This is a genomic window from Brevundimonas sp. UBA7534 (assembly GCF_002479325.1).
Classification (GTDB): domain Bacteria; phylum Pseudomonadota; class Alphaproteobacteria; order Caulobacterales; family Caulobacteraceae; genus Brevundimonas.
On sequence record NZ_DLMO01000064.1, the window covers coordinates 1 to 11,250 of the forward strand.

Annotated in this window: 8 protein-coding genes; all 8 read left to right on the plus strand. The window is 67.2% G+C overall.

Features of this window, described 5'->3' with window-relative positions; all coding sequences use genetic code 11:
- A partial coding sequence (locus B2U11_RS04740) for a thiamine pyrophosphate-dependent enzyme (protein ID WP_292070285.1) occupies positions 1-659 on the plus strand: 659 nt, incomplete at its 5' end.
- The gene (locus tag B2U11_RS04745) at positions 652-1,932 is read left to right on the plus strand and encodes a CaiB/BaiF CoA transferase family protein (protein ID WP_292070286.1); all 1,281 of its coding nucleotides are present in this window, start codon (positions 652-654) and stop codon (positions 1,930-1,932) included. The genes B2U11_RS04740 and B2U11_RS04745, both read left to right, overlap by 8 nt.
- Positions 1,929-2,807, plus strand: coding sequence for an HpcH/HpaI aldolase/citrate lyase family protein (locus B2U11_RS04750; RefSeq protein ID WP_292070287.1), 879 nt, complete (start codon positions 1,929-1,931; stop codon positions 2,805-2,807). The genes B2U11_RS04745 and B2U11_RS04750 overlap by 4 nt, the downstream gene beginning before the upstream one ends.
- Positions 2,808-2,868: 61 nt before the next feature.
- Positions 2,869-5,694, plus strand: a complete 2,826-nt coding sequence (locus B2U11_RS04755; RefSeq protein WP_292070289.1) for a TonB-dependent receptor domain-containing protein — start codon at positions 2,869-2,871, stop codon at positions 5,692-5,694.
- A 58-nt stretch (positions 5,695-5,752) separates the two neighbouring features.
- A complete protein-coding gene (locus B2U11_RS04760; RefSeq protein ID WP_292070290.1) occupies positions 5,753-6,658 on the plus strand; it encodes a ThuA domain-containing protein in 906 nt (301 codons plus the stop codon).
- Entirely contained in the window at positions 6,655-8,592 is a 1,938-nt protein-coding gene (locus B2U11_RS04765) for a PQQ-binding-like beta-propeller repeat protein (protein WP_292070291.1), read from the plus strand. The genes B2U11_RS04760 and B2U11_RS04765 overlap by 4 nt, the downstream gene beginning before the upstream one ends.
- 82 nt (positions 8,593-8,674) lie before the next feature.
- Positions 8,675-9,997: an MFS transporter gene (locus B2U11_RS04770; RefSeq protein ID WP_292070292.1), complete on the plus strand. Its 1,323-nt coding sequence runs from the start codon at positions 8,675-8,677 to the stop codon at positions 9,995-9,997.
- A complete protein-coding gene (locus tag B2U11_RS04775) occupies positions 9,997-10,401 on the plus strand; it encodes a hypothetical protein (protein WP_292070293.1) in 405 nt (134 codons plus the stop codon). Before B2U11_RS04770 ends, B2U11_RS04775 begins: the two co-directional genes overlap by 1 nt.
- The last annotated feature ends 849 nt before the right edge of the window (positions 10,402-11,250 follow it).

Sequence of the window (11,250 nt, forward strand, 5' to 3'; positions counted from 1 at the left end):
AGGCGGCCTGGCGCGAGGAACTGAAAAACACCCAGGAGATCGACACCAAGCCGATCCACCCGGCGCGCCTACTCAAGGTGCTGTCCGACGCGGCGCCGGACGATGCGGTCTTCGTGACGGATGTGGGCTGGAACAAGAACGGCGCAGGCCAGCAGTTGGAGATTCCGGGCCGCAACGGCTTCATTACCTCGGGCGGCATGGCGACCATGGGCTATTCGCCGGGCGCGGCGGTCGGCGCCAAGATGGGCGCGCCGGATCGCAAGGTGCTGGGTCTGGTCGGGGACGGCGGTTTGATGTCGGTCCTGGGCGCCCTGACGACGGCGGTCGAGCTGAACGTCCCGGTGCTGTGGGTGCTGTTCAACAACTTCTGCTACTCGACCATCCGCACCGTCGGCACGACCTATTTCCACAACAAGACCGGCACCGAATTCCGGGCGCCCGACGGGGAGCTCTACAACCCGGACTTCCAGCTGCTGGCCCGATCGTTCGGCATCGACTCTGCGCTGATCGAGGAGCCTGACGATCTGGAGGCGGGTGTGCGGGCCGCGATGGCGGTCGACAAACCCTTCCTGCTGGAAGTGCGTACGCGCGGCGACGTGCCCATGCCTCGCACCGGCTATTGGGACATCGCCGACTTCCTGGCGACCGGCAATGACTGACCAAGGTTCGCCACCGGCCGGCGGCCTGCACAGGCGCGCCTATCAGCCCGACGCGGTGGGGCCTCTGAGCGGCGTGCGTGTGCTGGACCTGTCGCGGCTGTTCGCCGGCAATGTCCTGACGCAGATGCTGGGGGACTTCGGGGCCGAGATCGTCAAGGTCGAGCCGCCGGCGGGCGATACGCTGCGGGCCTGGAAGACAGCGGACGTCTCGACCCACTGGAAGATCTACGCCCGCAACAAGAAGAGCATGTGCGTGGACACCAGAAAGCCGGGCGCGCGCGACCTGCTGCTGAAGCTGGCGGCCACCTCGGCCCTCTTCGTCGAGAGCTTTCGCCCAGGCGTCCTGGAGAAGATGGGCCTTGGACCCGAGGCGCTGCTGGCGGCCAACCCGAAGCTGGTGATCGTGCGCATCTCGGGCTGGGGCCAGGACGGCCCCTACCGCCAGCGTCCGGGCTTCGGGACCGTGGTGGAAGGCATGTCGGGCTTCGCGGCCATCAATGGTTTCGCCGACCGCGAGCCGGTCCTGCCGCCCATGTACCTCGCGGACGGGGTCGCGGGCGTCTATGGCGTCTCGGCCGCCCTTATGGCCCTGCGCGAGGCCGAGAAGCCCGACGGAACGGGACAGGTGATCGACCTGCCGCTCTATGATCCGTTGTTCGCCCTGCTGGGGCCGCAGGCGGCGAACTACCGCCTGACCGGCGCCCTGCGCGAACGGACGGGAAGCCGGTCGTCGAACTCGGCGCCGCGCAACGTCTATCGCTGCCGCGACGGCAAATACGTCAGCCTGTCGGGGTCGACCCAGAAGATGGCGATGCGAATCCTGCGCGCCATCGGCCGCGAGGACATGGTCGAGAACCCCCGCTTCGCGACCAACGCGGAACGCCTGCAGCACGTCGAGGAACTCGACGCGGCCATCGGGGAGTTCTTCGCCCGGCACGACCAGGACGAGATCGTCCGCCTGATGGAACAGGCCGAGGTCACGGTGGGGCCGATCTACGACATCGCCCAGATCATGGAAGATCCGCACGTGGTGGAGCGCGAAATTCTCGCGGACTATCCCGATCCGGAACTGGACGCCCTGCCGATGCACGCGGTGGTGCCGCGCCTGTCCAGGACGCCGGGATCGATCCGCACGCCCGCGCCCGATGTGGGCCAGCACAGTCGCGCGCTGCTGGCTGAACTTGGCGTCGACGAGACCGAATACCGCCGCCTCGCGGCCGAGGGAGTCATCGGCGGCGGCGCTGCGGACGCGGCGCCGGAGGACGCGGCATGACCCGGCCGTGGCGGTCCCTTCAGTACGTTCCGGCGCACAGCGACAAGCATGTCGCGTCGGCCCGCATCCAGGCGGCCGACGCCGTGATCCTGGACCTCGAGGACGCGGTTGCCGGTCCGCTGAAGGGGCGGGCCCGGGCGGGATTGGTCGACGCCCTCGCCTCGGTCTCGCGCTGGGGTGGGGACGTCCTGGTGCGCGTCAACGCCGAAGACGACCTGCTTGAGGGCGATGTGACCGCCGCAGTCGACGCCGGGGCGATGGGGATCGTGCTTCCCAAGGCGGACTCGCCGCGGGCGGTGGAGGCGGCGGCCGACCTGATCGCCGCCGCGGAAGCCGGAGCAGGACGAGCCGCGGACACGGTTGTCATGATGGTCCTGGTCGAGAGCGCGCGGGGAGTCCTGGCCATGCCCGAGACACTGGCCGCCAGTTCGCGCGTCGTCGCGGTCAATCTGGGCAATGAAGATCTGGCCGCCGACCTGGGAGTCGAACCCTGCGAGGCCGCGTTGCAGTTCGCGCGCCAGCAGATGGTCGTCGCCGCCGCGGCGAACGGCGTGACGCCCTTGGGTTTGATCGGGGCGGCGACCCGCTATGACGACCTGGACGCCTATGAGGCGCTGGCTCGCCGCTCGCGCACGCTCGGCATGACGGGGTCGACCTGCATCCACCCGTCGCAGATCGCCGTGCTCAACGCGGTCTTCTCGCCAACCGAGGACGAACTTCGACGAGCCGAGGCGGTGCTGGCTGCCGCCCAGGCCGGCGACGGCGGGGCCTTCGGCCTGAACGGCGTGATGATCGACCTGCCCGCGGTACGCCGCGCCAAGACCATTCTGGAGAGGAACGATAGCCTGAAAAGACGTGTCCAACCATTGATCTAGCAAAAATCGGAAAGTCGGAAGCCTGCGCAGACTGGGCTCCGAAAGGGGAAGGAAAACCATAATGTTCGAGAGAGAAGAGCGTCGCGAGGGGCGCGTCCTGCCGATGCTGGGCCGGACCATGCTGATGGGATCGGCCGCCCTGGCCGGCCTGATGTTCGCCGGAGCCGCCCTGGCTCAGGAAGCCGAAATCGAGACCACGGCGATCGAGGCTTCGGCCCAACCGCCGTCATCCGAAGCGGTCGAGGTCGAAGAGATCGTCGTCACCGGCACGGCGATCCGGGGCGTCGCCCCCGTCGGCTCCGCCACGGTCGGGGTGAACCGCGAGGAGTTGCAACAGGCGCCCGCGCGCGACCTGTCGGCAATCGTGGCGCAACTGCCGCAAGCGTCCAACCAGGGCACGACCCTGACGTCCTCGGGCGGTCGCGCGGCGGGGGTCAACCTGCGCGGGCTGGGCAACAACGCCACCCTGGTTCTGTTCGACGGCCGGCGCGTGGTGCCCCAGGGCGGCAACGCCCAGGTGTCCGATCCCAATCTGATCCCGTTCAGCGCAGTGGAGCGCGTCGAGGTCGTGACCGACGGCGCCTCGGCCATTTACGGCTCCGACGCCGTCGCCGGCGTGGTCAACTACATCCTTCGCAAGAATTACGACGGCGCAGAGATCAGCAGCCGCTATACTCACAGCCTGTATGACAAGTACGAGCTGGACGGCGTCATCGGCCGGCGCTGGAGCGGCGGCAGCATGATGATCGCCGGCGCGTGGGACAAGAACGACAGCGTGCCCCGCAGCGCCCGTCCCTATCTGATGCAGGACCTGACCCAGTACGGCGGCAACGACAACCGCCTGGTCGGCACGACCGTCTATCCCGACCTGCCGGGCGCGCTGCTGATCGGCAACACCGTGTATGGTCTGCCGGCGACGGGCGGGGCGGTGCCGAACGCCGCCGATGTTCTGGCGATGCGCGGCGACCCCGCCCTCTACGACTCCTCGTACCTGTACGACTTCTATACCGAGCGGGAGCGCCACGCGGCGCTGATCAAGGTCCGCCAGGAGTTCGCCCCGGGGCTCGAGATGGGCTACACGGGCATGTACAACCTGCGCACCAATTCGTCGCGGGCCGGCGACGGGTTCGAGCGCGTCGCGATCACGGTGACGCCCAGCAGCCCGTACTACATCCAAGGTCTGCCCAACCCGACGGCCAACCAGACGGTCGTCTACAACTATTCGCTGAACAACCTCGGCACTTCGCGCAGCCAGGACAATCGCGAGGAGACGATCAACCATTCGGTCGATCTGACCATGGAGCTGCCGCGCGATTATCAGTTCTCGGGCCTGCTCACCTACGGCAAGACCGATTCCTGCAACGTCTGCCAGCCGCAGGTGAACACCACGGTGGCCCGCGTGATCGCCAACGATCCGTCGTGGGGCTTTAACCCCTATCAGCTGGGTCCGCAAGCAGCGGCCGATGCCCTGGTCGGCGGCTTCATCCAGCAGTACGACACCGTCCTGTTCGACGCTGTCGGCAAGATCGATGGCCCCCTGATGACCCTGCCGGCCGGGCAGGTGCGCCTGGCGGCGGGTGCGGAATATTCCCGCTACAAGCTGTACCTGAAGGCGCAGAACACCCTGAACCTGGCGGGCGACTATCAGACGTCGCGCTTCACCAAGAGCGACCGTGACGTGTCCTCCGCCTTCGCAGAGGTGTTCGTGCCTCTGCTGGGCGCCGAGCAGGCCGTCCCGTTCGTGCAGTCGCTCGATCTGAGCGCGGCCATCCGCTACGACAGCTATTCGGACGCGGGCGACACCACCAATCCCAAGATCGGGATCACTTGGCGCGCCACCGACGAGTTCCTGTTCCGCGGCAGCTGGGGCACCTCGTTCCGGGCGCCGACGCTGATCGAGGCCAATCCGGCGACGGTTGGCCAGACCAACCGGGTCTATGTCAGCAACGGCCTGAACGATCCGAGCATTCCGGTGACCATCGGCTCGACCGGTCAGAGCGCCGTGCTGTCGCGCACCGGGAACACGGCGGGCTTGCAGCCCGAGACCGCCACCATCTGGTCGGCCGGCGGCGAGTATCGGCCTAACGCCCTGCCGGACCTGCGGCTGAGCCTGACCTACTACAACGTCAACTATACCGACAGAATCGAAAACCTGCCGAACCAGACGCTGATCCTGTCCAGTCCGGAGACCTACGACCTCTACGAGGACTTCTTCATCACCGCGCCTCAGCCGACCACCTGCGTCAACGGCGACTATTCGACCTACAACCCGGCCTATCTGCCGTGGCTGACCGATCCGAATGCGGTCTATTCTCCCTCGACGATCAACGACTGCTCGCTGGTCGGAATCATCTCGGGCGGGCGGCTGAATCTGGGCCAGGTCAAGCAGAGCGGCCTGGATTTCGGCGCCAACTACCGGCACGCGACGCCGTTCGGCCAACTGGCCTTCAGCGCCAGCTTCTCCAAGATCCTGAATTTGGAAAAGAGCGTGGTCGCCGGCGGGCCGCTGTTCGACGCCTTGGACACCTACGGCTTCCAGGTGTCGGAGCGGGGGCGTGCGGGCGTGGTGCTGACGCGCGGCGGCCTGACCGCGAACGTCCAGGCCAACTATGTCGGCTCCTATCTGAACAACGCCACCATCACGGTCGCTGGCCAGAAATTGCCTGATAGCGAAGTGCCGTCGTGGACCACGGTCGACGCCGGCCTGGCCTATGAGTTCGAGAACGCCGCCATCGCCGCCCTGAACGGGGTGCGGATCGCCATGACGGTGCAGAACGTCACCGACGAGGACCCGCCCATCGTGCTCAGCGGCACCAGCGCGGTCGATCTGGGCAACCACAACCCGTTCGGCCGAGTGTGGTCGTTCGAACTGAGCAAGCGATTCTGAAGACCCCGACGCGGGAAGGGGCGACCCCTTCCCGCGTCTCCGACGACAAGGAGGGGGCATGGCCCGCACGGTTCGCTTTCTGATGATGCTCACGGCGATGCTCTGCATCTCGCTGGGCGGGCTGCCGGCGACGGCTCAGGCGCCGGGAACGTCGGCGCCGCCGGGTATGCGCGATCCCTACGCAGGCAAGAAGAAGCTGCTGGTCGTAGCCGACGTCCAGACCGGCTTTCAGCATGACTCCATCAGCCGCGCCATGGCAGAGATCGAGCGGATGGGGCGCGAGAGCGGCGACTTCGTCGCCTTCCTCAGGACCGATTCCCAGCTCCTGACGAGCGAACCGATCGAGGGCGTGGGCGCGCGCTACAGCGGTCGTTACGTCAACGCCCGCAACCTTGAATATTTCGACGCCGTCTTCTTCTTGGGCAGCGGGGAAGGGACGCTGTCCGATGCCCAGAAGGCCGACCTGCTGGCCTTCGTGCGCGAGGGCAAGGGCTTCATCGGCGGACACGCCTCGACCATCGCCTTCTACGACTGGCCCGAATATCTGGAGATGATCGGCGGCCTGATGGAGGGCGAGTTCCCCGTCGCGCCCCGCCGCCTGGTGGTCGAGGATCCCGATTTCCCGGGCGTCGACGGATTTCCCAGCGAAGTCGCCGATCAGTATCAGTATCTGACCGCGCCCTACGACCCGAGCCGGATCCACACCATCCTTCGCCTGGACGCCCAGGCCTTGGCGCCCGAGCTGTTGGCGCGCCACCCCGATGGAGACTTCCCGGTCGTATGGGCGCGCGAATACGGGCAGGGGCGGGTCTTCGTCTCGACCTTCGGCCATCTGGACGAGGCCTGGGACAATCCGGCCATCCGCCGGCTCTATCTGGAGGGCATCCGCTGGGCGCTGGGCCTGACCCAGGCGGACGTCACGCCGGACACGCAACAATCGAGCATGGAGAGGACCGCTCAATGAACAAGAGAGCCCTGACGGGCGTCGGGCTGGGCCTGGCGCTCTTGGTCGCGGCCTGCGCGCGAGATGCGGCGCACCCCGACGACGGCAGCGAATGGCGCAGCTACGGTGAAAACCCAGGCGCGACCAACTTCTCGCCGCTGACGCAGATCACCCCTGACAATGTGGGCTCGCTTCAGCGCGCCTGGACTTTCCGCTACGGCGGCGGAACCGACGAGAACGGCGACCGCGGCCTGGACTACCGCTGGGAGGTGACGCCGCTGGTGATCGACGGGGCGATGTATGTCTCCACCCCGACCAATCCCGCCAAGCCCGAGTTGAAGTCGACCATCACGGCGCTGGAGCCCGAGACCGGCAACGTCCTGTGGCGCTACGTCTCGGACCTGAACATCCACGGGCGCGGCATCGCCTACTGGCCCGGCGAGGGGCGTCGAGGCCCGCGCATCATCTTCGCCACCGATCGCGGCTATCTGGCCGCGCTGGACATCAAGACCCATCAGCTGGCCGAGGACTTCGGCCAGAACGGCCGCGTCGACGCTTACGCCGGCGTTGCTTCGCCCCAGGTCGGCGAGAGCCGCCGCGAGACCTGGACCATCCCCAACCCGGTCGCGATCTACAAGAATCTGATCATCACCGGCTCGCGTCCAGGCGAGATGGGGCCGCCCGGACCGCGCGGCGACGTGCGCGCCTGGGACGCCCGCACCGGCGAGCTGGTGTGGTCCTTCCACACCGTGCCCCAGCCGGGCGAGGCCAACAACGAGACCTACACCAACGACGAATGGCGCGACCGCAGCGGCGCCAATGTGTGGTCGACGATCACCATCGACGAAGAGAACGGCATCATTTTCGCGCCGGTGGGCGACCTGAACGGCCGTGCGGCGGGGCCTGAGCTCTACTCCAACAGCCTGCTGGCGCTGGACGCCAACACCGGCAAGCTGAAATGGTATCAGCAGATCACCCACAAGGACCTGTGGGACTGGGATCAGCCGACGCCGCCGGTTCTGGTCAACTTCCGCAAGGACGGCGCCGCCGTGCAAGGCGTCGCCCTGACCGGAAAGCAGGGCCTGTTCTTCGTGTTCGACCGCCAGACCGGCCAGCCGCTGCACGAGGTCAAGGAACAGCCGACGCCGCGCAGCGACGACCCGAACGACGACGCCTGGCCGACACAGCCGATCCCCGCGCGCCCCGGCCCCTTGGCCCGGGTCACCATGACGCGCGACGAAATCCCCAACATCACGCCCGAGCAGTACGCCTACTGCACCGCCTTCTGGGACAAGAACAACATCCAGGTGACGGGCCTGTACGGACGGCCGCTGCTGAGCCGGGGCACGCTGAGCTTCCCCTCGACCCTGGGCGGACCCAACTGGGGCGGCCCATCCTATGATCCCAACGACGACGTCTTCATCGTCAACGTTCAGAACATGGGTCAATTTCGTCCGGCGGGGCCTGTGACGCCGATGTTCCAGGGCATGCGCCCGCGTCGTCGCCCACCCGCCAACGAGACCGGCGCCATTACCCAGTCCGGCTTCATCTATCGCGTGGACCGCGACACCGCCCTGCCGTGCACGCCCACGCCGTGGGGGGAACTGGTCGCGGTCAGCGTCAGCCGGGGCGAGATCCTGTGGCGCGCGCCGCTGGGGACCATTCGCGGACTGGACACCGATATCGCCACCGGCGCCCGCAACCTGGGCGGAAACATCCAGACCGCCAGCGGCCTGGTCTTCATCGGAGCCACCAACGACAGGACGTTCCGCGCCTATGACGCCCGCAACGGACGCCAGCTGTGGTCGGTCGAACTCGACGCCAGCGCCCACTCCACGCCCATCACTTACATGGGCAAGAACGGCAAGCAGTATGTCGTCGTGGTGGGCGCCGGCGGCACCGCCGTTGGCGCTAGAAGAATGTCGGACACCTTGAACGCATTCGTCCTCCCCTAGCGCCGCAAGCCCTGCGAGATCCCCTGTCTCGCAGGGCCCTTCTTTTCCGCCTTCACCGGCGACAGTCACAAGGACGAGTCGAATGGACCTGGCCCCCGCCGCGGTGGCGACCCTGAGACGCAGCAACGCGCGCTACGGCGTATTGGCGCTGATCGCGATCGGCACCATGATCAACTACCTGGACCGGTCGCTGCTGGCGGTCGCGGCCCCGCGCATGGTCGAAGACCTCGGCATCGGCGCGGCGGTCATGGGCCTGGTCTTCTCGGCCTTCTCCTGGAGCTACGCCTTGGCGCAGATTCCGGGCGGAATGTTCCTGGACCGGTTCGGGGTGCGGCTGACCTATGGGCTTTCCGTGGGGCTGTGGTCGATCTTCACCGCCCTGCAGGGCTTCGCCACGGGCCTGATCTCCCTGATCGTCTATCGACTGGGACTGGGCGCGGCTGAGGCACCCTGCTTTCCCGCCAACAGCCGCATCCTGGTCGCCTGGTTTCCCCAGCACGAACGGGCGCGCGCCAACAGCGTCTATTCGGTCGGGATGTATTTCGGCATCGCCTTCCTCAGCCCCTTGCTGTTCTGGGTGACCGGCACGTTCGGCTGGCGCGCCCTGTTTGTGATCGCCGGCGCCGTCGGGCTGGTGTTCGCCGCCATCTGGTGGTTCATCTATCGCGACCCGGAGCACAGCCGCTGGGCCAACAAGGCCGAACTGGACCACATCGCCAAGGGCGGGGGCGGCTTCAGCCAGACCGCCGCCAACACCAGCTTCTCGTGGCGCCAGATGGGCTGGCTGCTCAGCCGGCGTCAGATTCTGGGCGCCTCCATCGGTCAGTTCGCCACCAACGCCACCCTGGTCTTCTTCCTGACCTGGTTCCCCACCTATCTGATCACCGAACGCGACATGCCCTGGCTGAAGGTCGGCTGGATGGCGGTGCTGCCCTTCATCGCCGCCTCGGTCGGCGTGCTGGTCGGCGGCCAGATCTCGGACTTCCTGGTCAAGCGCAGCGGCTCGGCCACACTGGGCCGCAAGCTGCCGATCGTGGGTGGACTGATGCTGTCCTCGACCATCATCACCGCCGCCTTCCTGGAATCCGACGCTCTGGTGATCGCGGTGATGTCGGTGGCCTTCTTCGGTCAGGGGATGTCAAACCTGGGTTGGACGCTGATCTCGGACGTGGCGCCTAAGAGCCTGATCGGCCTGACCGCCGGCCTGTTCAACTTCTGCACTAATCTGGCGGGGATCGTGACGCCCATCCTGATCGGCTTCATCGTCGCAGCGACGGGATCCTTCTTCGGCGGCCTGGCGCTCATCGGCGGCCTCGCGCTCATCGGCGCCTTTTCCTACACCTTCGTTGTCGGCCGCGTGGAGCGGATCGCCGAGCCCGCGCCGCGTCCTCTGGAGAGTCTGTGATGGGTTTCGTTCGTTTCCCCGCCTCGCTGTCGACGGCCGCGGCCCTGCTCGCCGCCGCGGCGCTGCTGTCCGGCTGCGGCCGAGGCGAACCGGCCAAGACATCGACGCCTACGCCGGCCCCCACCGCGCCTGTCGCGCCGCCGGCCGAGCCTGCCGCTCCCGCGGCGGCGACCAAGCCGAGCGCCGAGGCCGCGGTCGCCCTGCCGGAGGGCGAGGGCCGCGAGATCGCCCAGCGTCTGTGCAGCGGCTGCCACTCCCTGAGCCTGGTTACCGCCCAGGGACGCACGCCCGAGGAATGGGACGCCACCGTCGCCCGGATGGAGACCAACGGCATGGTCGCCCCCGCCGACGACGTCTACGCGGTCATAGATTACCTAAGTGAAGCCCTGCCGCCGGGAAAATGATAGCGTCAGAACCGCTTCTAGTCCTTGTCGCGTGCCTGCGCGGGGTATCGATTGTCCGAGGCCGAAATCGAATCGCGTGGAAGGCCGCGCGTCAGATGGCCGTTGAGCCGCACGCGACTCATTGAACTGGCGGTAGTTGTTTTCGGCGCGATGATCGCTCTCAGTGTGGAGAGTGCGGCCGAAGATATCAGGCGTCGAGGCGATGCTCTCGCACTGGAGGCTGCATTCCAGAGCGAGGTCTTCTACGCCGTTGTCTTCAGTTGGGAGAGACAGGCTGCCGAGCCCTGCTCGTCATAACGTCTGGCGTCGCTGGCAGCGCCTCGTAGAGGCCGGCGAGGGGCCATGGGCGGCGGAACCTGACGTTCGTTGAGTTGCAGGCGGCCTGGAGTTCGCCACGCCTCAGACCTATCGTGCGCCCTCGCGGCAATGACAACGACGTTTGATCGCGCTCTGAGCACCGAGGCGGCGCTTTTTGGGAGCCACCCGAACCGTTCGGTCGTCGGGATCGGCCCCGGCGCGAACGCCCCTTATTTCCCAAGATCGGGCGTTCCTCTCCCCTGTAAGCCATCACGCCCGCGCCGCCGTTCACGACCGGGACCAAGGCCCGAACGCGGTCCGAGCCGTCGACCCTCAAAAGCGGCCGCGGCTCCTCTTGGTCTAAAAAGACCGAAGGGGGATATCGCCGTTCAGGGCACGGATTGGCGATCGGCGTGGCCCGTCGGCGCGGCGATTTGGTTTTGGGGGAACGCGTCGCCCTTGCGCGCCCGACGCCATTTCCACGGCGTGACGCCGAACCGGCGCCGAAACAGGCGGGACAGGTGCGCCTGATCCGCTAGGGTCCGGACTCAT

Bases quoted from the DNA above. Each gene is read 5' to 3' on its own strand.
- B2U11_RS04770 (WP_292070292.1), top strand. From the start codon at position 8,675: ATGGACCTGGCCCCCGCCGCGGTGGCGACCCTGAGACGCAGCAACGCG.
- B2U11_RS04750 (WP_292070287.1), top strand. From the start codon at position 1,929: ATGACCCGGCCGTGGCGGTCCCTTCAGTACGTTCCGGCGCACAGCGAC.
- B2U11_RS04775 (WP_292070293.1), top strand. From the start codon at position 9,997: ATGGGTTTCGTTCGTTTCCCCGCCTCGCTGTCGACGGCCGCGGCCCTG.
- B2U11_RS04745 (WP_292070286.1), top strand. From the start codon at position 652: ATGACTGACCAAGGTTCGCCACCGGCCGGCGGCCTGCACAGGCGCGCC.
- B2U11_RS04765 (WP_292070291.1), top strand. From the start codon at position 6,655: ATGAACAAGAGAGCCCTGACGGGCGTCGGGCTGGGCCTGGCGCTCTTG.
- B2U11_RS04755 (WP_292070289.1), top strand. From the start codon at position 2,869: ATGTTCGAGAGAGAAGAGCGTCGCGAGGGGCGCGTCCTGCCGATGCTG.
- B2U11_RS04760 (WP_292070290.1), top strand. From the start codon at position 5,753: ATGGCCCGCACGGTTCGCTTTCTGATGATGCTCACGGCGATGCTCTGC.